General features: G+C 72.3%; 20 protein-coding genes, 1 tRNA gene and 1 pseudogene. 11 read left to right on the plus strand and 11 right to left on the minus strand.

Annotated elements, in window-relative coordinates:
- Window positions 1-51: 51 nt before the first annotated feature.
- The 3 genes from ABEB09_RS19585 to ABEB09_RS19595 form a co-directional block, all read right to left on the minus strand.
- Window positions 52-828, minus strand: coding sequence for a DUF6227 family protein (locus ABEB09_RS19585; RefSeq protein ID WP_345691220.1), 777 nt, complete (start codon window positions 826-828; stop codon window positions 52-54).
- 124 nt (window positions 829-952) lie between these two features.
- Window positions 953-2,077 carry a P1 family peptidase gene (locus tag ABEB09_RS19590; RefSeq protein WP_345691221.1) on the minus strand — a complete coding sequence of 375 codons (1,125 nt, stop codon included), beginning with the start codon at window positions 2,075-2,077 and terminating at the stop codon, window positions 953-955.
- Between the two features lie 18 nt (window positions 2,078-2,095).
- Window positions 2,096-3,313 carry a low temperature requirement protein A gene (locus ABEB09_RS19595; protein WP_345691222.1) on the minus strand — a complete coding sequence of 406 codons (1,218 nt, stop codon included), beginning with the start codon at window positions 3,311-3,313 and terminating at the stop codon, window positions 2,096-2,098.
- Between the two features lie 203 nt (window positions 3,314-3,516).
- Here ABEB09_RS19595 and ABEB09_RS19600 point away from each other — a divergent pair, with 203 nt between their 5' ends.
- Window positions 3,517-3,726: a hypothetical protein gene (locus ABEB09_RS19600; protein ID WP_345691223.1), complete on the plus strand. Its 210-nt coding sequence runs from the start codon at window positions 3,517-3,519 to the stop codon at window positions 3,724-3,726.
- A 28-nt stretch (window positions 3,727-3,754) separates the two neighbouring features.
- Here ABEB09_RS19600 and mscL read toward each other — a convergent pair.
- The 6 genes and pseudogenes from mscL to ABEB09_RS19630 form a co-directional block, all read right to left on the minus strand.
- Window positions 3,755-4,278 (minus strand): annotated as a pseudogene (gene mscL, locus ABEB09_RS19605) (large conductance mechanosensitive channel protein MscL).
- Between the two features lie 72 nt (window positions 4,279-4,350).
- Complete coding sequence (locus tag ABEB09_RS19610) at window positions 4,351-4,650, minus strand: RcpC/CpaB family pilus assembly protein (protein WP_345691224.1); 300 nt, start codon at window positions 4,648-4,650, stop codon at window positions 4,351-4,353.
- A gap of 472 nt (window positions 4,651-5,122) precedes the next feature.
- Window positions 5,123-5,956, minus strand: coding sequence for an S-methyl-5'-thioadenosine phosphorylase (locus ABEB09_RS19615; RefSeq protein ID WP_345691225.1), 834 nt, complete (start codon window positions 5,954-5,956; stop codon window positions 5,123-5,125).
- Between the two features lie 139 nt (window positions 5,957-6,095).
- On the minus strand, window positions 6,096-6,416 hold the full coding sequence (locus ABEB09_RS19620; protein ID WP_345691226.1) for an FmdB family zinc ribbon protein: 321 nt from the start codon (window positions 6,414-6,416) through the stop codon (window positions 6,096-6,098).
- A 68-nt stretch (window positions 6,417-6,484) separates the two neighbouring features.
- The gene (locus ABEB09_RS19625; RefSeq protein WP_345691227.1) at window positions 6,485-7,777 is read right to left on the minus strand and encodes an MFS transporter; all 1,293 of its coding nucleotides are present in this window, start codon (window positions 7,775-7,777) and stop codon (window positions 6,485-6,487) included.
- A 291-nt stretch (window positions 7,778-8,068) separates the two neighbouring features.
- Window positions 8,069-9,511, minus strand: coding sequence for a potassium/proton antiporter (locus ABEB09_RS19630; RefSeq protein ID WP_380840017.1), 1,443 nt, complete (start codon window positions 9,509-9,511; stop codon window positions 8,069-8,071).
- Window positions 9,512-9,955: 444 nt separating this feature from the next.
- Here ABEB09_RS19630 and ABEB09_RS19635 point away from each other — a divergent pair, with 444 nt between their 5' ends.
- Entirely contained in the window at window positions 9,956-12,739 is a 2,784-nt protein-coding gene (locus ABEB09_RS19635) for a penicillin acylase family protein (RefSeq protein ID WP_345691229.1), read from the plus strand.
- Between the two features lie 41 nt (window positions 12,740-12,780).
- Here ABEB09_RS19635 and ABEB09_RS19640 read toward each other — a convergent pair whose 3' ends face one another.
- Entirely contained in the window at window positions 12,781-13,362 is a 582-nt protein-coding gene (locus tag ABEB09_RS19640; protein ID WP_345693998.1) for a 5-formyltetrahydrofolate cyclo-ligase, read from the minus strand.
- Window positions 13,363-13,492: 130 nt separating this feature from the next.
- Here ABEB09_RS19640 and galU point away from each other — a divergent pair, with 130 nt between their 5' ends.
- The 7 genes from galU to ABEB09_RS19675 all read left to right on the plus strand — a co-directional run bounded on the left by galU (window position 13,493) and on the right by ABEB09_RS19675 (window position 18,788).
- The gene (galU, locus tag ABEB09_RS19645; protein ID WP_345691230.1) at window positions 13,493-14,395 is read left to right on the plus strand and encodes a UTP--glucose-1-phosphate uridylyltransferase GalU; all 903 of its coding nucleotides are present in this window, start codon (window positions 13,493-13,495) and stop codon (window positions 14,393-14,395) included.
- A gap of 12 nt (window positions 14,396-14,407) precedes the next feature.
- Window positions 14,408-15,724: a molybdotransferase-like divisome protein Glp gene (gene glp, locus ABEB09_RS19650; protein WP_345691231.1), complete on the plus strand. Its 1,317-nt coding sequence runs from the start codon at window positions 14,408-14,410 to the stop codon at window positions 15,722-15,724.
- 178 nt (window positions 15,725-15,902) lie between these two features.
- Complete coding sequence (moaC, locus tag ABEB09_RS19655; protein ID WP_345693999.1) at window positions 15,903-16,331, plus strand: cyclic pyranopterin monophosphate synthase MoaC; 429 nt, start codon at window positions 15,903-15,905, stop codon at window positions 16,329-16,331.
- Entirely contained in the window at window positions 16,328-16,816 is a 489-nt protein-coding gene (locus tag ABEB09_RS19660) for a MogA/MoaB family molybdenum cofactor biosynthesis protein (RefSeq protein WP_345691232.1), read from the plus strand. Before moaC ends, ABEB09_RS19660 begins: the two co-directional genes overlap by 4 nt.
- The gene (locus ABEB09_RS19665; protein WP_345691233.1) at window positions 16,813-17,436 is read left to right on the plus strand and encodes a GNAT family N-acetyltransferase; all 624 of its coding nucleotides are present in this window, start codon (window positions 16,813-16,815) and stop codon (window positions 17,434-17,436) included. Before ABEB09_RS19660 ends, ABEB09_RS19665 begins: the two co-directional genes overlap by 4 nt.
- A gap of 140 nt (window positions 17,437-17,576) precedes the next feature.
- A complete protein-coding gene (sepX, locus tag ABEB09_RS19670; RefSeq protein ID WP_345691234.1) occupies window positions 17,577-18,629 on the plus strand; it encodes a divisome protein SepX/GlpR in 1,053 nt (350 codons plus the stop codon).
- 85 nt (window positions 18,630-18,714) lie between these two features.
- Window positions 18,715-18,788 (plus strand) — tRNA-Ala (locus tag ABEB09_RS19675).
- Between the two features lie 77 nt (window positions 18,789-18,865).
- Here ABEB09_RS19675 and ABEB09_RS19680 read toward each other — a convergent pair.
- Window positions 18,866-19,321, minus strand: coding sequence for an Lrp/AsnC family transcriptional regulator (locus tag ABEB09_RS19680; protein ID WP_345691235.1), 456 nt, complete (start codon window positions 19,319-19,321; stop codon window positions 18,866-18,868).
- Between the two features lie 119 nt (window positions 19,322-19,440).
- On the opposite strand from ABEB09_RS19680, the gene ABEB09_RS19685 reads away from it, so the two are divergent.
- Together ABEB09_RS19685 and aspA are read left to right on the plus strand one after the other, a co-directional pair.
- The gene (locus ABEB09_RS19685) at window positions 19,441-20,448 is read left to right on the plus strand and encodes an asparaginase (protein ID WP_345691236.1); all 1,008 of its coding nucleotides are present in this window, start codon (window positions 19,441-19,443) and stop codon (window positions 20,446-20,448) included.
- Window positions 20,449-20,524: 76 nt separating this feature from the next.
- Window positions 20,525-21,970, plus strand: coding sequence for an aspartate ammonia-lyase (gene aspA / locus ABEB09_RS19690; RefSeq protein ID WP_345691237.1), 1,446 nt, complete (start codon window positions 20,525-20,527; stop codon window positions 21,968-21,970).
- Window positions 21,971-22,450 lie beyond the last annotated feature (480 nt).

Raw genomic sequence — 22,450 nt, forward strand, 5'->3', positions numbered from 1 at the left:
GAAGGCCCGGCGGCCGGACGGTCACCGACGGCCGTCCCGCCGCCGGACCGGCTAGCGGCGCACCCGGGCGCGCAGCTCCATGGCCGCACGCGCCGCGCGCTCGTCCTCGTAGACCTCGCACATGTGGCGGCCGTCCGGCGTCGCCGTGTGCTCGACCTCCCACACGCTCATCTCGCTCCCGTCCAGCAGCAGGAACGCGTGCTCGTACAGCGAGAAACCCGCGTCCTTCCCCGCCACGCTGCACTGCCGCCCGAACACCTGCTGGATGTGGTGGGCGAACGCGCCCCGCAGCCGCGCCGCGACCTCCTCGCCCGGCCGGTCCGCGTTCTCCGCGCGGCGCAGCACCCGCCGGGCGTGGTCGGCCGAGTCGTCCGGCACGTACGTACGCGGCGCCGGCGCCGGCGGTCGCACCAGCAGCGCGCTCAGCAACTCAAGGTCCGCATCGAGGTCGTCGTCCAGCGGATCGGCCAGCCCCACGGCCTCCGGGAAACCCGGAGCCGCCGCCAGCCGGGCCGCCGCGAGCCGCACCTCCGACTCGTCCGCGTACAGCTCATGGTGGTCCCGGCCGTCCGGGCCCGTGTGGTGCACCAGCTCCCACAGCGTCAGCGACGTGCCGTCCGCCAGCAGGTACGTGTGGCGGTACGTCGCCCGGTGGAGCGCCGGGCTGTGGTGCGACGCGTGCAGGGAACTGGCGTGGGCCAGCGCCGAGCCGAGCCGCTCGACCAGGGCATCGGGCAGGTCGAAGGAGTTGAGCGCCCGACCCAGGAGCCGCTCGACGTGCGCCTCCGTGGTCTCGTACAGATCGTTCCGATCAATCGGATCGTTCAAGATGGGTCTCCAGGCCGTCGCGGCGTGTTACTCGATGCTTGCTCAAGGTAGTGCCTCGGTCCGGCAAGCGCGTCCGGCTTCTGCAAAACGAAGGGCGCGCATGGCCGGTTCCCGCGCGCCCCCCTCAACTCCCCGGCGCCGCCCCCGGATCCGGAGCGTGCGAGGCGGCCGACGCGTCCACGGCGGTCTCCGGGCCGTACAGCATGCGGTACGAGGGGAAGTCCCCGCCAGGGCCCGACGACGGCTCCGCGGCCAGCAACGCCCGTACGATCGCCCGCGACACCATGTCGGCGCCCGCCGCGAGTACCGCGTTCAGCGCGAGCGGGTCGTCCCCCTCGGCGAGGGGGCGCACGCCGGTCGCAAGGGCGAACACGGTGTCGCCGTCGTTGAGGAGGTGCACCGGCCGCACGGCGCGCGCGATACCGTCGTGCGCCGTCCCTGCGACCTTTTGCGCCTGCGGCCGGGTCAGCTCCGCGTCCGTCGCCACCACGGCCAGCGTCGTGTTCATCGGCGGCATCCCGCCACTGCGCTCGCGCGCCAGCGCCAGCCGCCGCACCGCCGCCTCGTGCACCCCCGGATCGGGGAACACCGGCCGCCCCCCGACCCCGAAATACCCGTCGCCGTACGCCCCGTAGGGCACGCCCGTCGCCGGGTCGACCGCCGCTCCCACCGCGTTCACCACGACCAGCGCGGCCACCGTCACACCCGACTCCAGCACCGTGCTCGCCGTGCCGACCCCGCCCCTGAGCCCCCCGACGACCGCGCCGGTGCCCGCGCCCACGCACCCGTACTCCACGGGCGCCCCCGGCTCCATGGCGGCGGCCGCCTCCACCGCGGCCCGGCCGGTCGCCGCGCTCGGCCGGGCCCGCCAGTCGCCGCCCCGCCCCAGGTCGAACAGGCACGCCGCCGGCACCACCGGCACCACCTGCGACGGGTCCGGACCCACCCGGACCCCCCGCCCCCGCTCCTCCAGCCACGCCGTCACCCCGGCCGCCGCCTCCAGCCCGAACGCGCTGCCGCCCGTCAGGACCACCGCCTCGATCCGCTGGACCACATTGCGCGGGTCGAGGGCGTCCGTCTCGTGGGTGCCCGGCCCCCCGCCCCGTACGTCCACGGCCGCCACCGCACCGCCCTCCGGCGCCAGCACCACCGTCGTCCCGCTCAGCGCGCCTCCGCCCGGCACGCGCGCGTGACCCACCCGCAGACCGGCCACATCCGTCAAACCGTCCGTCGACCCCTTGGAGTTCATCCCCTTTGCCTAGCACGCTCACGCCGTGCGCGCGCCGTCTCTTCCCGCCGAGGCCTCCCTCGCCACCATCCGGGCCGTCAGCGTCACGCCCGTGGCGACCGCGGCCGCCATCACGAGGCCCGCCGTGAGCACCGCCCAGTGCCCCGCGAACGTCGACAGCAGCACCCCCAGCGCCGCGCACGGCAGCACCAGTTGCTGGGCGATCCCCACCTTGAAGTAGCGCGAGTGCAGGCCCCACACCAGCAGCAGGTACAGCGCGGCCGGCACCGTCACGGCGGCCGCCGCCGCGGTCGCCGACACATGGGCCTCGCCGATCGCGTGCTCCACCGCCACCTCGATGCCCGCACCGATCGCCGCCGCCGAGGCGAAGATCGGATAGTGGCCGTACCCCCACAGGAATCCCTGCCTGTTGGAGAGGAGCCGGGCGTGCGCCGGGACGACGAAGTAGATCCACCAGGCCGCGAACACGATCAGCAGCCCGCCCCCCGCGATGGGCAGCAGCTCGTCCAGCGCGTCGTTCTCCTCGGCGCCCGACTTCACCGCCACGGTCGCCGCCGCGATCGTCTCGCCGAGCACGATGATGGTGAACAACCCGTACCGCTCGGCGATGTGACGCGCGTGCCACGCCGTGCTGAACCCCCGCTCCGCCAGCGGCGGCACCGACATCTCGGCGACCGCCATCACCAGGAACACCCACGGCAGGGCACCCTCGGGGGCGAACAGCAGGGCGGACCAGCCGACCTGGCAGACCAGCACCCCGCCCGCGTACCGCTGCGCCGTCGTGCGCTCCGCCCCCGACGCGTCATGGGCCGCGCGCAGCCACTGAGACGCCAGCGCGACGCGCATCACGAGATAGCCGACGTAGACGAACGTCCAGTCGTGCTCCCCGAAGGCCCGGGACACCCCGGCCGCCAGGATCAGCACACCGGCGATCTGGACGAGCGTCATCACGCGGTACAGGGCGTCGTCGTTGTCGTACGCCGAGGCGAACCAGGTGAAGTTCATCCACGCCCACCAGACCGCGAAGAACACCATGGCGTACTCGGCGACGCCCTCGCCGGCGTGGCCCTCGGCGACCGCGTGCACCAGCTCGATACCCGCCTGGGCGACCGCCACGACGAAGCACAGGTCGAAGAACAGCTCCAGAGGTGTCGCCGCGCGGTGCTCCTGGTCACGGTCGCGTGACACCAGCGGCCGCACCGGCCGCATCCGGGGTGGGGGTGTCGGGTTCGTCATGGGCCACAGCACAGCAGAGCCACCGCCGCGAACCGGTGAGACGCGCCCGGGCGAGCCGGTGCCCGGGGATGCCACGGGCCGAGGTCGGGGCGGGTCGGCGCCCGGGGACGCCGGAGGCCCGCGTCCGGGGGCGCTGCCGGGCGGCGCGGCGGCCGGGCGGCTCCCGCTCCGGCGGCCCCGCGGCCCCGGCGTACGCTGAACCTATGAGTACCGCCCCCACTCCCGGACCGCGTGATGCGAAGCCCGAGCCGGAGCCGAAGAAGAAGACGCCGGCCCTGATCTTCGACGATCCGCTGGACCGGCCGTCCGCGGACGATACGGACCGCGGGTGGGGCGAGCGGGCTCCTGGCGGCGACGGCGGCTCCGACGACCTGGCCCGCTTCCTCGACGAGAAGCCGCCGCACCACCTCTGAGCCCGGGCGACCCCCGGAGGGGTTGCGGCTACGGGGTGCGCACCCCTGCGGCCGCGCCGCCGCCCCGCTGCTGGACAAGGGCGTCGCGGATCTCCTTCAGGACCTCCAGCTCGGTCACCTCCAGCGTCTCCTGCACGCCCTCGCGCTCCTTCTCGCGCTCGGCCCTCCGCGCCAGGTACCGCGCCATCGGCAGCACCATCAGGAAGTAGACGACCGCCGCCGTGATCAGGAAGCTGAGCGTCGCGCTGAGCACCGAACCCCACAGGATCGCGATACCGCTCGTGACCTCCCCGCCCTGCACCACGCACGGGCCCTTCAGGCAGGACTGGTAGCTGTCCGGTCCTTGGTGCCGAAGGCGCCGACGACCGGGTTGATCACGCCCTTCACCAGGGCGTTGACGATGTTGGTGAACGCGGCGCCGATGACGACCGCGACCGCCAGATCGATCACGTTCCCGCGCATCAGGAATGCCTTGAAGCCCTCCAGCAGGCTCGTCCTGTTCTCCTGGCTCACCACGGTGCCTTTCGTCGTACGTGCGGTTGGCGGAGCCATTAGGCCGTGCGCGGTGCATAACCGTCCAATCCGTACACACGGACCGGTGACGTGACTGACCGTTCGTGCGAGTCATCGCAGGGTCACCACCAGAGGCGAGGAGGCGCCCGCACCGGCCAGCCTGGTGGCCGCGGCCCGCGGCACCGCCAGAACGACCAGCGCCCCGTCGCCGTCGTCCGTACGCGGCACGTCCGTCACCCGCACGCCGGTCGCCACCACCCGGGCCTCCGGCGCCCCGTCCTCCGTCGCGCCCGCCCGTAGGGGAGGCGCGGCGATCACGTCGATCCGGTCCCCCGGCCGCAGCAGCCGGACCGTCGCGGCGTCCGCGATCCGCACCGGCGCCGACACCAGCTCGACCGGTTTCACGGTCACCGTACGAGGAGGCGCGGTCCTGGGCGGCCCCGCGGCCGCGGGCTCCCGGAATCCCGAGGCGGCCAGCGCCGCGGCCGCCATCGCGAGCCCCGCGGCCATCGCCCGTCGACGGCGCCGCACCGCCCGCCGTAACCCGAACCGTCCGCCGCGCACGCGCAACGGCGCGAACTGCGGCACCGAGCAGGTCTCGGGAATGCACGCGGATGAAGGAGGAGAAGTGGAGGAAAGGGAAGAAAGGGCAGAAGGAGAAGCAGGGGAAGAGGCGGAAAGAGAGGCAGAGGAAGGAAAAGGGGACGTTGAAGAAACGCGGGACACCACGGCACCCACCGCCTGTTCGTGAGAAGCGTCGCCGGCCGTCCGCCGACGCCCCTCACCATCCCGCGTTCCGCGCGTCCCCGCTCAGGCCTGTGGACAGCGCGTCCCCCTGGGGACAAGTCCCTCACCCGCCGGGGACCCCGAAGGGCCCCGAGGCCTACGGCAGCTCGATCCCCAGGTCCCACCCGTCGTGCGCGTGCGTGCACAGGCAGGACCGGCTGTCCGTCTCCGGCAGCGCCGCGACCGCGTCGAACAGCACCTCGCGCAGCCGCCCGACGTTCTCGCCGAACACCCGCAGCACCTCCGTGTGCGAGACGCCCTCGCCCGTCTCCGCGCCCGCGTCCAGGTCCGTGACCAGCGCCATCGACGTGTAGCAGAGGCCCAGCTCCCGGGCGAGCACCGCCTCGGGGTGGCCCGTCATGCCGACCACGGACCAGCCCATCGCCGCATGCCACCGCGACTCGGCCCGGGTGGAGAAACGGGGGCCCTCGACGACGACCATCGTGCCGCCGTCGACCGCCGCCCAGCCCCGACCGTGCGCCGCGGCGAGGGCCACCTTGCGGCCGTCGGGGCAGTACGGGTCGGCGAAGGTCGTGTGGACGACGTTCGGCACCGTCCCGTCCGGCAGGGGCTCCCCGTCGAAGAACGTCTGCGTCCGCGACTTCGTCCGGTCCACGAGCTGGTCCGGCACGAGGAGCGTGCCCGGCCCGTATTCGGCGCGCAGCCCGCCGACCGCGCACGGCCCCAGCACCTGCCGCACGCCGACCGAACGCAGCGCCCACAGATTGGCCCGGTAGTTGATGCGGTGCGGGGGCAGCCGGTGGTCGCGGCCGTGCCGGGGGAGGAAGACGACCCTCCGCCCGGCCAGCTCGCCGAAGAACAGGGAGTCGCTGGGGCTGCCGTACGGGGTGGCCACCTCGACCTCGGTCACGTCCTCCAGGAAGGAGTAGAAGCCGGAGCCACCGATCACACCGATCTCTGCGTTCGCCATGCGGTCACCCTAAACGGGTGAGCGGGTACGCCGATATGCCGAATGCGAGGAAGGTCCTGAATACGACGAGGGTCCCGCCGTACGGAACGGCGGGACCCTGAGTCGTCGGTGCGCCCCTGGGAGGGGCGGAGGCGTGCCGTCAGGCGGCGGAGCCGGTGCTGCTGGAGCTGCTCGACGCCGCGGGCTTCGCGTCCGAGGACGAGGAGGATGCGGACGACGAGGACGACGCAGACGACGACGCGGACGAAGAGGACTTCGACGCCGGCGAGCTGCTGGACGACGCGCCACGGCTGTCGTTGCGGTAGAAGCCGGAGCCCTTGAAGACGATGCCGACCGCCGAGAACACCTTCTTCAGGCGTCCCTTGCAGCTCGGGCACTCGGTCAGTGCGTCATCGGTGAACTTCTGCACCGCCTCGAGGCCCTCGCCGCACTCGGTGCACTGGTACTGGTAGGTCGGCACTTGTCTTCCTCCTGGCACTCTGACTCAGTGAGTGCTAACGACGATCCATAGTGACGTATTCCGCTGCGTCAGTCCACCGCCACCGGCACGCGGTGACCGACACCACGTGCGACGGTCCGGCTCGCGGGCCGCGCCGTCAGCCGCGACCGCAGGGCCACCAGGGTGGTCAGCGCCAGGGCGGTTCCGGCCAGCGGCACCAGGAACCCGGCGGCCGAGCCGTACCCGTCCGCGAGGCGCCCGGCGACCGTCACGGCCGCCGCCTGGCCCAGCGCGACGGCACCGGTCAGCCAGGTGAACGCCTCGGTGCGGGACGACGCGGGCACCAGGGAATCGACCAGCGTGTAGCCGCTGATCAGGGCGGGCGCGATGGACAGGCCGACGACCAGGCCGAGCGCGCCGAGCAGGGCCACGGAGTGCGCGGACCACAGCAGCGAGGCGGCCACGGTGAGGGCCGCGTACCCGATGATCAGGCGGCGCCGCGGGCCGGTCTTCCAGGCGATGGCGCCGACGGCGATGCCGGCGAGCATGTTGCCGGCGGCGAAGAGCCCGTACAGCAGGCCGTTCACGCCGGGGTTGCCGATCTCCTCGGTGAACGCGGTGAGCGAGACCTGCATGCCGCCGAAGACGGAGCCGATGCCGAGGAACGCGACGGCCAGGACGCGGACGCCCGGGACGGACAGCGCCGAGGTGCGCGCCCGCTCGCCACCGGCCGGGGCGGCGCCCGCCGCGTGCGGGCCGTGGGCGGGCTGGGTGCGCTTCTGGGCGGCGAACAGCAGGCCGCCGGCCAGGGTGAGCGCGGCCTCGGCGACCAGGCCGGCCGCCGGGTGCACACCGGTGCACAGGGCGGTGGCGAGGACGGGACCGACGACGAAGGTGAACTCGTCCGTGACGGACTCGAAGGCCGCCGCCGTCGACATCAGGGGCGAGCCGTCCAGCCGGGCGGCCCAGCGGGCCCGCACCATGGGCCCGACCTGCGGGACGGAGGCGCCGGTCGGCACCGCGGCGGCGAACAGCGCCCACAGGGGCGCGTCGGCGAGGGCGAGCGCGATCAGGACGGCGCCGGACGCGGCGTGGACGAGCACGCCGGGGACGAGGACGGCGCGCTGGCCGAAGCGGTCCGCGAGCTTGCCGCTCTGCGGCGCGAACAGAGCCATGGAGACACCGGTGACCGCGGCGACGGCGCCGGCGGTCCCGTACGAACCGGTGGTGTGCTGGACGAGCAGGACGATGCCGATGGTGAGCATCGCGAACGGCTGTCGTGCCGCGAAGCCGGGCAGCAGGAACGACCATGCGCCGGGTGTGCGCAGGAGCTGCCCGTATCCAGGACGCTTCACAGCGTCAGAGGTGACCGTGGATGCCACGGCCCGTGCCTTTCTGCCGCCTGGTAGCGCTCCCCTGGGTGTCGGGAGCCGCCGAGAGCTGTCCTCTTGCGCGGAAGCGCGGTAGATACCGGCCCCGGAGCGGGGGTCTCGGCCGCCATACGGTCGCGCCAGCCCTGCATCAGGCAGAGTTGGTCGATCAGTGTGCCTTCATGGTACAGGGGAACGGTGGAGTGTCGCCTGTGAAATCGGCGACTCACCCCACCGCCCACCTGTGAAAAGTCCGTACCAGGGCCGGACGAGCCCCCGGACGAGCGCCTGTGGAGGTCCGGGCTACCCCGTCCCCAGCCACCCCGCCAGCTTGCCGCCCTGCCCCACCGCGCGCAGTCGGCGCTCCGCCGCGTCGCGGACCGGATCCGTCGCGACGACCAGCAGTTCGTCGCCGCGCCGCAGCACGGTCGTCGGGGAGGGTACGAAGCTCTTGCCGTCCCGTACGACGAGGGTGACCGCCGCGCCGGGCGGGAGGCGCAGCTCGGCGACCTCCACGCCGTGCATCTTCGACCGCTCCGGGATGGACACGGACAGCAGGTGTCCGCGCAGCCGCTCCAGGGGTGCCGACTCCACGCCCAGGTCGGTCGCCCCGTCGGCGTCGCCGAGCCGCAGCGCCTTCGCCAGCCACGGCAGGGTCGGGCCCTGGACCAGCGTGTAGACGACGACCAGTACGAAGACGATGTTGAAGACCTTCCGGCTGCCCTCGATGCCGGACACCATCGGGATGGTCGCCAGGATGATGGGCACGGCGCCGCGCAGCCCGGCCCAGGACATCAGGGCCTGCTCCTGCCAGGGGATGCGGAACGGCAGGAGGCTCAGTAGGACGGACACCGGCCGTGCCACCGTCGTCAAGACGAGCCCGATCATCACCGCGGGCCAGAAGTCGTCGAGCAGCTCGTGCGGCGACACCAGCAGTCCGAGCAGCACGAACATGCCGATCTGGGCGATCCAGCCCAGGCCCTCGGCGAAGCCCCGGTTGGCGGGCTGGTGCGGCAGCTTGGCGTTGCCCAGGATGACGGAGGCCAGGTAGACGGCGAGGAAGCCGCTGCCGTGCACCATGGCGCCGGCCGCGTACGCGACGACGGCGATGGCCATGACGGCGATCGGGTAGAGGCCGGAGGCGGGCAGGGCGACCCGCCGCAGCCCGTACGAGCCGAGGAAGCCGACCGCCAGGCCGACGGCCGCGCCGATGGCCAGCTCCAGCGCGATCGTGCCCACCAGGACGTACCAGGTGTCGACGGGACCGGCCGTCGAGAAGGCGACGACCAGGATCACGACGGGGGCGTCGTTGAACCCCGACTCGGCCTCCAGGGCGCCCGTCACCCGCGCGGGCAGGGGCACCTTGCGCAGCACGGAGAAGACGGCCGCCGCGTCCGTCGAGGAGACGACGGCGCCGATGATCAGCGCCTGGCGCCACTCCAGGTCCACCAGGTAGTGCGCGGCCGAGGCCGTGATGCCCACGCTCACCGCGGTACCGAGGGTCGCGAGGACGGCCGCCGCCGGCAACGCGGGCCTGATCTCCTTCCACTTCGTGCCCAGACCGCCTTCGGCGAGGATCACCACGAGGGCCCCGTAGCCGATGACCTGGGTCAGTTCGGCGTTGTCGAAGGCGACGTTGCCGATGCCGTCCTGGCCCATCGCGACGCCGATGCCGAGGTAGAGCAGCAGGCTGGGCAGCCCGCTGCGGGACGACAGGCGCACCGCGACGACCGCGACGAGCAGCACGAGCGAGCCGATGAGCAGGAGTTCGTTGAGCCGGTGGACAGTCAGGGGCCGATCCTTCCGCGTGGTGCGTATTGCCTGGTTCTGCGTGTTCTCCGGGGTCCGTTGGCCGATTGTCGGCATATGGCCGGAACTGGCTGTTCAGTTGGATACCGGGCACCTTGGCCGAAAGTCGAGCCCTCGGCTCGTCGCGCCACGCCCCGAACGTACGGATATGTCGGGCTTTCACGTCGATGCGCGCCGATGCGTCGCGATCCACGGCCGTATCCCGCCACCCGGTACTTCGTTACCTTACCTAATCTTTAACGCGTCGTTGACGGGTGGAATGGTTCGCTCCGCACGCCCCTGCCAGGTCTCCTTACTGACACCGCGTCCGGGCCCCCCGGGTGCTGCGCCTATGGTTGCTCCCAGCACTCCTGGACCAAGCCTGCGCCTCGAAGGACAGCGATGCCCGCCAACACCACCGTCTCTTCCCCCAAGAAGAAGGGGCGACGTGCCCGCTTGCTCGTGATCGCCCTGGTGCTGGCGCTCGTCGCGGGCGTCGGCTACGGCGCCTACTGGAGCGTCAGCACGGTCCGGGCGCCCTTCCCCCAGACCACCGGCACGCTCCAGCTCCCCGGCCTGTCCGGGCCCGTCGACGTCAAGCGCGACGCGTACGGCGTCCCGCAGATCTACGCGTCCACCGACGCCGACCTGTTCCGCGCCCAGGGCTACGTCCAGGCGCAGGACCGGTTCTGGGAGATGGACGTGCGCCGCCACACCACGGCCGGCCGCCTCTCCGAGCTGCTGGGCGCCGAGCTGGTCGACAGCGACGCCTTCCTGCGCACCCTGGGCTGGCACCGGGTGGCGAAGGAGGAGTACGACACCAAGCTGTCGGCGGAGACCAAGAAGAACCTCCAGGCCTACACCGAGGGCGTCAACGCGTACCTCAAGGGCAAGGAGCCGCGGGACGTCTCCGTCGAGTACTCGGCGCTGTCCTTCCTCAACGACTACACGATCGAGCCCTGGACGCCGGTCGACTCCGTGGCCTGGCTCAAGGCGATGGCGTGGGACCTGCGCACCAACATGCAGGACGAGATCGACCGCTCGCTGATGCTGAACCGCCTCGACGAGAAGCAGATCAAGGACCTCTACCCGGGGTACCCGTACGACCTCCACCGCCCGATCACGGACACCTTCAAGGCGTCCGCCGGCTCCAAGGGCGACGGTGAGGGCCAGAACGGGGGCGGCCTCGGCGACGACCCGCGGAGCGGCTCCCAGGGCTCCCAGGGCGGCGGAAGCGGCCAGACCGGCGGGAGCGGCCAGAGCGGCCGGAACGCCGGCTTCCAGGCCCAGCTGACCGCTCTCTCCCAGGCGCTGGAGAACGTCCCCGCCCTCCTCGGCCCCGACGGCCACGGCATCGGCTCCAACTCCTGGGTCGTCTCCGGCAAGTACACGACCACGGGCAAGCCGCTCCTCGCCAACGACCCGCACCTCGCCCCGCAGCTGCCCTCGGTCTGGTACCAGATGGGCCTGCACTGCCGGGCGGTCTCCGACAAGTGCCGCTACGACGTGTCCGGCTACACCTTCGCCGGCATGCCCGGCGTGATCATCGGCCACAACCAGGACGTCGCCTGGGGCTTCACCAACCTCGGTGCCGACGTGACCGACCTCTACCTGGAGAAGGTCACCGACCGCGGCTACCTCCGGGGCGCCAAGGAAGTCCCGTTCGAGACCCGCGACGAGGTCATCCGGATCGCCGGCGGCGGCAGCCGCACCATCACCGTCCGTACGACCAACAACGGCCCGCTCATCTCGGACCGCAGCACCGAGCTGGAGAAGGTCGGCCAGAAGGCTCCCGTCACCAACGCCCCCGACCGCGGCGACGGCTACGCGGTGGCGCTGCGCTGGACCGCCCTGGACCCGGGCAGGTCGATGGACGCGGTGTTCAAGCTGAACCGGGCCAAGGACTTCAAGGAGTTCCGCGACGCCGCCCGTGACTTCGAGGTGCCCTCGCAGAACCTGATCTACGCCGACGCCAAGGGCGCCGAGGGCCACATCGGCTACCAGGCCCCCGGCAAGGTCCCGGTCCGCGCCAAGGGCCACGACGGCACCCTGCCCGCTCCCGGCTGGGACCCCGCGTACGACTGGAAGAAGGAGTACGTCCCCTTCGACGAGCTGCCGTACGAGCAGGACCCGAAGCGCGGCTACATCGTGACCGCCAACCAGGCCGTCGTGAACGCCGACACGTACCCCTACCTCCTCACCGAGGACTGGGGCTACGGCTCGCGCAGCCAGCGGATAAACGACCTCATCGAGTCGAAGATCAAGGACGGCGGCAAGATCTCGACCGACGACATGCGCACCATGCAGACGGACAACAGCAGCGAGATCGCCAAGCTGCTGACGCCGCTGCTGCTCAAGATCGACGTCGAGGACCCGTACGTCCGCGAGGCGCAGAAGCTCCTGGAGGGCTGGCACTACACGCAGGAGTCCGACTCGGCGGCCGCCGCGTACTTCAACGCGGTCTGGCGCAACGTCCTCAAGCTGGCCTTCGGCGACAAGCTGCCCAAGGAGCTGCGCGTCAGGGGCGAGTGCCTGAACGTCCGCTCCGCCGACCCCACCGTCCCCGAGGACCAGCGCAACAAGCTGGTGCGCGAGTGCGGTCTGCGCTCCCCCGACAAGGCGCAGCCGGACGGCGGCGACCGCTGGTACGAGGTGGTCCGCCCGCTCCTGAACGACGAGAAGAACGCCTGGTGGCACACGCCGGCGAGCCGTACGGACGCGGCCACCGAGACCCGGGACCAGCTGCTGGCCCGCGCCATGGAGGACGCCCGCTGGGAGCTGACGGCCGAGCTGGGCAAGGACGTCTCCACCTGGAGCTGGGGCCGCCTGCACCAGCTGAACCTGAGGAACCAGACCCTCGGCGTCGAGGGCCCGGGCGTCGTGAAGTTCCTGCTGAACCGCGGCCCGTGGAACCTCTCGGGCGGCGAGGCCGCGGTCAACGCGACCGGCTGGAACGCCGCGGGCGGCTACGAGGTCGTCTGGGTGCCGTCGATGCGGATGGTCGTGAACGTCGGCGACTGGGACAAGTCCCGGTGGATCAACCTCACCGGCGCCTCCGGGCACGCCTACAGCCCGCACTACACCGACCAGACGGAGAAGTGGGCCAAGGGCGAGCTGCTGGACTGGCCCTACAGCGCGAAGGCGGTCGACCTGGCGAAGGCCGACCACCTCGTCCTCAAGCCGTAGGCACCGGGCGGCCGGGCCCCCGACAGGGGGCCCACGCCGCTCTACGCCGTGAAACGGCGGACGCCGTCGGGCGTCACCACCGCGTGCACGGGGTGGTCGTGCGGTTCCTCCGGGACCCGGGCGACCACCTCGTGCGCGTACAGGAGGACCACCAGGGCCGGCTCGGCCCCGGCCCGCGCCAGCCGGGCCAGCACGCGGTCGTACGAGCCGCCGCCCCGCCCCAGCCGCATGCCGCGCTCGTCCACCGCGAGGCCCGGCAGCAGCACCGCGCGGGCCTCCAGGACGGCGTCCGGGCCGAGCCGCGGGCCCGTGGGCTCCAGCAGGCCCAGCCGGGCCCGCCCCAGGGCGCCCGCGCCCTCGTACACGCCCCAGTCCAGGTCGTTGTCGTCCATCAGGACCGGCAGCAGCACCCGGACGCCACGCGCGCGCAGGGCGTCCAGCAGCGCGCGCGTGCCCGGTTCGCGGCCCACGGACACATAGGCCGCCACCGTGTCCGCCTCCGCCAGCTCGGGCAGCTTCAGCGCCTCCTGGGCCAGAACCGCGGCCGCCCGCTGGACGTCCTCAGTGGTCAGGAGGGTCCGAGCGGCCAGCAGTTGGCGGCGCAGCCCCGCCTTGTCCGGCACCCCACCGTCCGCGCCCTCCGGCACGTCACCGCTCACGGTCACCTCACGAACCTCTCGTATGCGTATATATGAGGAGCAACTTAACCGGATCCTCATCTTCCACCCATACCGAACGGATAGGGTGCTGGGCATGACTCAGTCGCACCCCAGGATCAGCAAGGCTGTCATCCCAGCCGCAGGACTCGGCACCCGGTTCCTGCCTGCCACGAAAGCCACTCCCAAGGAGATGCTGCCTGTCGTCGACAAGCCCGCCATCCAGTACGTGGTCGAGGAGGCGGTGGACGCCGGACTCCACGACGTGCTGATGATCACCGGGCGGAACAAGCGGCCCCTGGAGGACCACTTCGACCGCAACTACGAGCTGGAGGAAGCCCTCTTCCGCAAGGGGGACCGGGAGCGGCTGGGCAAGGTCAAGGAGTCCAACGACCTGGCGACCATGCACTACGTGCGCCAGGGCGACCCGCGCGGCCTCGGCCACGCCGTGCTGTGCGCCGCCCCGCACGTGGGCGACCAGCCGTTCGCGGTCCTCCTCGGCGACGACCTGATCGACCCGCGCGACCCGCTGCTCTCCCGCATGGTCGAGATCCAGGAGCGCGAGGGCGGCAGCGTGATCGCCCTCATGGAGGTCGACCACTCACAGATCCACCTCTACGGCTGCGCGGCGGTGGAGCCGACCGCCGAGTCCGACGTGGTCCGGGTGACCGACCTGGTCGAGAAGCCCGACCCGTCGGAGGCGCCCAGCAACTACGCGATCATCGGCCGGTACGTCCTGGACCCGGCGATCTTCGGGATACTGCGGGAGACGGAGCCGGGCCGGGGCAACGAGATCCAGCTCACCGACGCCATCCAGAAGCTCGCCATGGACGAGAAGGTGGGCGGCCCGGTGCACGGAGTCGTCTTCAAGGGCCGCCGCTACGACACCGGGGACCGTGGCGACTATCTCCGGGCGATTGTCAGACTCGCGTGCGAACGTGAAGATCTGGGACCGGAGTTCCGGTCCTGGCTCCGCCGTTACGTCACCGAGGAGATGTAGACCTTGAGCCCCGTGAGCGCCGCGAGCCCCGCACCCGCGATCCGGTCCGTCGACGAGCACCTGGAGGACGTGCTCGCCGCCGTCCACCCGCTCGACCCGATCGAGCTGCAACTGCCCGACGCCCAGGGCTGTGTCCTGGTCGAGGACGTCACGGTGCCGGTGGCCCTGCCGCCCTTCGACAACAGCTCCATGGACGGGTACGCGGTGCGGATCGCCGACGTCACGGGCGCCTCGGAGGAGTTTCCCGCGGTCCTCACCGTCATCGGCGACGTGGCCGCCGGCAGTGAGGGCCTGCCCACGGTGGGCCCGGGCGAGGCCGCGCGCATCATGACCGGCGCCCCGCTCCCGCCCGGCGCCGAGGCGGTCGTCCCCGTCGAGTGGACCGACGGCGGTACGGGCGGGGGAGCGGCCACCACGATGCGCGCCGCGAGCGCCGCCCCCGAGGGCGCCACGGGCGAGGTGCGCGTCCACCGCCCGGTCGAGGCCCGCGCCCATGTCCGCGCCCGGGGCAGCGACGTCCAGGCCGGCGACCTGGCCCTCGAGGCGGGCACGGTGCTCGGGCCGGCGCAGATCGGCCTGCTGGCCGCCATCGGCCGGGGCACGGTCCGGGTGCGGCCCCGCCCGCGCGTGGTCGTCCTGTCCACGGGCAGCGAGCTGGTACAGCCCGGCGAGGAGCTGGGCCCCGGCCAGATCTACGACTCCAACAGCTTCGCGCTGGCCGCCGCCGCCCGGGACGCCGGCGCCATCGCCTACCGGGTGGGCGCGGTCACCGACGACGCGGACACGCTGCGGGCCACGATCGAGGACCAGCTGGTCCGCGCCGACCTGCTGGTCACCACGGGCGGCGTCAGCGTCGGGGCGTACGACGTCGTCAAGGAGGCCCTGTCCTCGGTGGGCGACGCGGACGAGCCGGGCGGCGGCGTCGAGTTCCACAAGCTGGCCATGCAGCCGGGCAAGCCCCAGGGCTTCGGCTCCATCGGCCCGGACCACACACCGCTGCTGGCCCTGCCCGGCAACCCGGTCTCGTCGTACGTGTCGTTCGAGCTGTTCGTGCGGCCCGCGATCCGCGCCCTGATGGGCCTGAAGGACCTCCACCGGCCCCGCGTGCGGGCCGTGCTCACGGCCGACAAGCCGCTGTCGTCGCCCGCGGGGAAGCGCCAGTTCCTCCGGGGGACGTACGACGCCGAGGCGGGTAGCGTCACTCCTGTGGGCGGGGCCGGCTCCCACCTGATCGCCGCTCTCGCGCACGCGGACGCGCTGCTCGTCGTCCCGGAGGACACCACCGTGGTGGAGCCGGGCAGCGACGTCGAGGTGATGCTCCTCGGCTGAGCCGGCGGCCTCCCGCGAGGCCCCGGCCCCGGGCTCGTCCAGGGGGCACCCCCATGGCGGGCCGCCGTGGCGGTACGGTGTCTGCCGCCGTGCCGACAACCGGCGCCAGATCGCGAGGCGGAGTGCAGTGAGTACGCAAGGCAGCCTGACCCACATCGACGAGGCGGGGGCCGCCCGCATGGTGGACGTCTCCGGCAAGGACGTCACCGCCCGCACCGCCCGCGCCAGCGGCCGCGTCCTGGTCTCGCCGCGCGTGGTGGAACTGCTGCGCGGCGAGGGCGTCCCCAAGGGCGACGCCCTCGCCACCGCGCGCATCGCCGGCATCATGGGCGCCAAGCGCACCCCCGACCTGATCCCGCTGTGCCACCCGCTCGCCGTCTCCGGCGTGAAGCTGGACCTGACGGTGGCCGACGACGCCGTGGAGATCACCGCCACCGTGAAGACCACGGACCGCACCGGCGTCGAGATGGAGGCGCTGACCGCGGTCTCCGTGGCGGCGCTCACCGTCGTCGACATGGTCAAAGCCGTCGACAAGGCCGCCGTGATCACCGACGTGCGGGTGGAGGAGAAGACCGGCGGCAAGTCCGGCGACTGGAGCCGGTCGTGACGTACCGCGCGCTCGTCGTCACCGCGTCCAACCGCGCCGCCGCCGGGGTGTACGAGGACAAGGGCGGGCCGATACTCGCCGAGGGTCTCGCGGCCATGGGCTTCACGGTCGACGGCCCCCAGGTCGTCCCCGACGGCGAGCCCGTGGAGGCGGCGCTGCGCGCCGGGGTGGCCGCGGCGTACGACGTCATCCTCACCACCGGCGGCACCGGCATCTCCCCGACCGACGCCACCCCGGAGGCCACCCGCCGCGTCCTCGACCACGAGGTGCCCGGGATCCCCGAGGCGATCCGCGCGTACGGCCGTGACAAGGTCCCGACCGCCGCGCTGTCCCGCGGCCTCGCCGGCGTCGCGGGCCGCACCCTGATCGTCAACCTGCCGGGCTCGACCGGCGGCGTACGCGACGGCCTCGCCGTCCTGGAGAGGCTGCTCGTCCACGCCGTGGACCAGCTGCGCGGCGGCGACCATCCGAGACCGGCGTCATGAACCCCGCCTGGCCCGTGATCCTCGCGGACGGCGACGTGCTGCTCCGCCCGATAAAGGCGCGCGACCACCAGGCCTGGCGCGAGGTGAACCGGCGCAACCGCGACTGGCTGCGCCCCTGGGAGGCGACGGTCCCGCCGCCCGCCCCCGGCGCCCCGCTCGTCCAGCGCCCCACGTACCGGCAGATGGTCCGCCACCTGCGCGCCGAGGCCAACGCGGGCCGGATGCTGCCGTTCGTCATCGAGTACCGGGGGCGGCTGGTCGGCCAGCTGACCGTCGCCGGCATCACCTGGGGCTCGATGTGCTCCGGCCACATCGGCTACTGGGTGGACCAGGACGTCGCGGGCCGCGGCGTGATGCCCACGGCGGTCGCCCTCGCGGTCGACCACTGCTTCCGCTCGGTCGGACTGCACCGCATCGAGGTGTGCATTCGCCCCGAGAACGGCCCCAGCCGGCGGGTCGTGGAGAAATTGGGATTCCGCGAGGAGGGGCTGCGTCCGCGCTACCTCCATATCGACGGCGCGTGGCGCGACCACCTGGTGTTCGCGCTGACCGCCGAGGAGGTGCCGGAAGGGCTCGTGCGCCGCTGGCACCAGGCACGACCCGAACACCCCGCAAAATAAATCACCTGTTCGAATTGTGTGCCCGGCGACCACAATCGATCGGAACAATCACAAAAAAGTTCAGTGATATCAGCCAGATCGTGCGACACACCGGCCCAATTGGCCGATGGCCTCACGCGAACACCTCTACCGTGTGAGGCGTGAGCAGCAGCGGCCTCATCTACGCAGTCATTGTCGGAGCTTGGGCCGCCTACCTGGTGCCGATGTGGCTTCGCAGGCAGGACGAGCTGAACGAGGCTCGACCGACGGAACGCTTCAGCACCGCCATCCGGCTCCTGTCCGGACGAGCGGGGATGGAGCGCCGGTACGCCAAGGAGCTGCGCCAGCGAGGCGCCGAGGGGCGGGACCCCGACGTGGACCCGGACGCCGAGACCGAGCACCTCAGCTCGGTCGACGTCCGGGCCTTCGCCGCGCCCCCGGACCACACGGAGGCCCGGTTGGAGGTCCCGGAGGCCGCCGCGCCGGTCCCCGCGCCCCGGCCGGCCCGCCCGCAGACCTCCCGCGCGGCCGCCGAGCGCGCCCGCCGCACCCGCGTGCTGGCCCGCCGGCGCCGTACGACGGTGATCCTCTTCCTCGCGTTCACGCTCGGCGCGATCGTCGCCGCCGTGGGCGGGCTCGCCTTCCTGTGGGTGCCCGGCATCCCGGCGGTCCTGCTCAGCGCGTACATCGTCTACCTGCGCCGCCAGGAGCGCCGCCGCTTCGTGTACGTGATGGACCGGCGCCGCGCCGAGGCCGCCGCTCAGCGCCTGCGCGACAGCCGCCGGCGCCGCCCGCAGCCGCCCGCCGACGCGGACGACGAGGCCGAGGCCCACCGCCGCGACCCGGCGCCCGAGCCCGCCCCCGCCGTCTCCCCGGCGGAGGCCGGCCGCCGCGCCCTGGTCGAGCAGACCGATCACGCGGAGTGGGTCGACCAGCAGCGCGACCGCGGCCCGTCCCGCGGCGACAGCTGGGACCCGGTCCCCGTCCCGCTCCCCACGTACGTCACCGCCCCGGTCGCCCCGCGCGCCACCGGCGGCGTCGACGTGACGGACCCGGAGACCTGGAGCGCCGCCCGCTCCTCCCCGGCCGAACCGACCCCGCCCCCGGCCACCCGCCGCCACCCGCACCCGCCGCGCCGCCCCCGCGACCACGGCCGCACCCCGCTGTTCGACCAGTACGCCGACGAGGACCGCCCCCGCGCGGCCAACGAATGAGACGAGTGATCCATCTCTCCGGGCCCCGCGCGGCAACGGATTTCCGAGCACCCGGATCGGGATGCTAATGTTTCACACGTCGCAAGGGCCTGTGGCGCAGACTGGTAGCGCACCTCGTTCGCATCGAGGGGGTCAGGGGTTCAAATCCCCTCAGGTCCACGCACATCGAAGCCCCCGCCGGGGAAACCGGGCGGGGGCTTCGTCTTTGAGGCCCGCGGGTCGGACGGGCTGCCGGGTCAGCCCGTGACGGGGAGCCCGCGGGGTTCCTTGATGCGCTTCATGATGATCTGTGAGTTGACCTCCGTGACGCCCGCGAGGGCGGTCAGCTTCTCGATCCAGAGCCGTTCGTACGCGCGCAGGTCCGCGACCGCGATGCGCAGCAGGCACCCCGGGCTGCCGAAGAGCCGGTACGCCTCGATGACGTCCGGGATGTCCTGGAGGGCGGCCTCGAAGGCCTCCACCACCTCGCGGTCGCGCTTCACCTCGATGGAGACCAGGACCTCGAAGCCCCGGTCGACCGCTTCCGGGTCGATCACCGCGCGGTAGCCCTGGATCACCCCGTCCTGCTCCAGCTGCCGGACCCGGCGCATGCAGGGGGAGGGGGTCAGGCCCACGCGTTGGGCAAGCTCCTGGTTGCTCAGCCGGCCGTCGTTCTGGAGCTCGCGCAAGATTGCGCGGTCGATCTCGTCCATGGCGCAATTATCCACCAAGTCTATGTGCTCCGGCTGGCTGGATTCGCGAGCATATTGCGGGCTTTCTTTTCTATCCTTGCGCCCGGAGATTTCAGTGCCGTGAGCAAGGAGAGAGCACTGTGGGACGTGTCGTCGTCATCAGCACCGGCGGGACCATAGCCAGCCGCTGGCAGGGCTCCGGCTTCGCCGCCGACGCGCACGGGCAGGAGGTCATGGCGACCGCGGCCGTGCCCGAGGACGTCGCCGTCGAGGTCGTCGACCTGTTCAGCGTCAACAGCCCCCGGCTCACCACCGCCCACCAGCTCACCCTGCTCCGCACCGTCCACGAGGTCCTCGCCGACCCCGGCGTGCAGGGCGTCGTGGTCACGCACGGCACCGACACCCTGGAGGAGTCGGCGTTCCTCGTCGACCTCCACCACGACGACCCGCGCCCCGTCGTCTTCACCGGCGCCCAGCTGCCGCTCGACGCCGAGGACGGCGATGGGCCCCGCAACCTCCACGACGCCCTGCTGACCGCCGCCCGCGTCCGCGGACTCGGTGTCGTCGTCGCCTTCGACGGCAAGCTGCACGCCGCCCGCGGCACGGTCAAGACACAGACCGTGGCCGCCGATGCCTTCGCCGACCCCTCCGGCACCCGTCTCGGCAACATCGGCTTCGGCAAGGTGTCCGTCCTGCGGCACCCCGAGCGGCCGGCGCCGCTCCCGCTGCCCGGCGTGCCCGACGCGTATCCCCGCGTCGACATGGTCATGCACCACGCGGACGCCGACCCGTTCCTGCTGAACGCCGCCGTCGACGCCGGCGCGCAGGGCATCGTGCTGGTGGCCACCGGCGCCGGCAACGCCACCCCCGAGATCGTCGAGGCCGTCGCCTCCGCCGTCGCGCGCGGCGTGCTCGTCGCCCTGACCACCCGCGTCCCGTCCGGGCCCGTCACGCAGATCTACACGCACGGCGGCGCCGTCGACCTCGTCGCCGCGGGCGCCGTGCCGACCGGCACACTGCGCGCCGGCCAGGCCCGTATCGCGGTCCTCAGCGCTCTGCTGGCCGCCACCGACCCGCGCGAGCGCGAGCGGGTCCTGCGGCAGGCACTCGGCGAGCCGGCCATCGCCGACGCCCTCGTCCAGGCCTAGGGGCGCAGCTCCCCACCGCCCAGTCCCCTCCCGCAGACCCAGTCACCACCCGACGGACCCAGGAAAGAAGTCCCTCATGGGCAGCACGTACGCCGCCGAACCCTCCCCGCTCCCCGCCGCGTTCCGCTCCGAGCACGACCTGCTCGGCGACCGGGATGTGCCCGCCGACGCCTACTACGGCATCCACACCCTGCGGGCCGTGGAGAACTTCCCCATCACCGGCACGCCGATCTCCGTCTACCCCGAGCTCGTCGCCGCGCTCGCGTGCGTCAAGCAGGCCGCGGCCCTCGCCAACCGCGACCTCGGGACGCTGGACGGGCACAAGGCCGACGCGATCGTCGCCGCGTGCGAGGAGATCCGCGGCGGCAAGCTGCACGACGCGTTCGTCGTGGACGTCATCCAGGGCGGCGCCGGCACCTCGACCAACATGAACGCCAACGAGGTCGTCGCCAACCGCGCGCTGGAGCTGCTCGGCCATGCCAAGGGCGAGTACCGGCACGTGCACCCGCTGGAGGACGTCAACGCGGGCCAGAGCACCAACGACGTCTACCCGACGGCCGTCAAGATCGCCCTCGACTTCACCGCGCAGCGCCTGCTGGACGCGATGGAGGTCCTGCGCGACGCCTTCGCCGCCAAGGCGGAGGAGTTCGCCGACGTCCTGAAGATGGGGCGGACGCAGCTCCAGGACGCCGTGCCCATGACGCTGGGCCAGGAGTTCGCCACGTACGCGATCATGCTGGAGGAGGACCGCAAGCGGCTCGGCGAGGCCTGCGAACTGATCCGCGAGATCAACCTCGGCGGTACGGCGATCGGTACGGGCCTCAACGCCCACCCCCGGTACGCGGCCGTCGCCTGCGGCCACCTGCGGGACATCACCGGGCTGCCGCTCAGCGTCGCCGACGACCTCGTCGAGGCCACCCAGGACGCGGGCGCGTTCGTCCAGCTGTCGGGCGTCCTCAAGCGGATCGCCGTCAAGCTCTCCAAGACCTGCAACGACCTGCGGCTGCTCTCCTGCGGGCCGCGCGCCGGCCTCGGCGAGATCAACCTGCCGCCGGTGCAGGCGGGTTCGAGCATCATGCCCGGCAAGGTGAACCCGGTCGTGCCCGAGGTGGTCAACCAGATCGCGTTCGAGGTCATCGGCAACGACATGGCCGTGACCATGGCGGCCGAGGCGGGCCAGCTCCAGCTGAACGCCTTCGAGCCGGTCATCGCCCACAGCCTGCTCAAGTCGCTGACCCACCTGCGGGCCGGCTGCCTGACCCTCGCCGAGCGCTGCGTCACCGGGATCACCGCGAACCGCGAGCACCTGGCGGACCTCGTCGCCCACTCCATCGGCCTGGCCACCGCGCTCAACCCGCACATCGGGTACGAGCAGGCCACCGCCGTGGCCAAGGAGGCCCTGGAGTCGGGCCGGAGCGTGCGGGAACTGGTCCTGGAGAAGGGCCTGCTGACCGAGGACGAGCTGGCGCGCATCCTGCACCCGGACAACCTCGCCCGCCCGCACACCGCCCGTACGGCCTGAGCCGCGGTCGCTTCATGACGGTCGCTTCATGGTGGTTGCGGTAGCCAGTTCTTGACACTTTCTCACTTATTCGCGACCACTTCGGGATCCCGTCCTGTCGACTCCTCCAAGTCGTCCGGGCGGGATCCTTCGGCTTTCCGGAACTCTTGTTCCGCGCTGGGAAGTTGTGCGAAAGTGAGGCCCCTCACGGCTCACGAAGCTGATTCTGCACCAGGGTCACGAAAAGGTACGCACCAATCGTCGCGTCTTTTCGTCGACCGGCGATGCCGCCCGACGGCTCGATCCCCCACCGCAATGCCCTGGAGGGAAAGACCCCCCATGCAGAATCCTCCTCCTCCGCCCCGTGGTTCGGTCCCCGGCGGCTCCGGCGAGCAGCCTGCCGGTGCCGATCCCCATGGCCGGGCCGTGCTGCTGGCGCGGCACTGGGACGCGGTCTTCGCCTATGCGGCGCTGTTCGCACAGGGGAAGAAAACCGCCGCC

Source organism: Streptomyces coeruleoprunus, from assembly GCF_039542925.1.
GTDB classification, from domain to species: domain Bacteria; phylum Actinomycetota; class Actinomycetes; order Streptomycetales; family Streptomycetaceae; genus Streptomyces; species Streptomyces coeruleoprunus.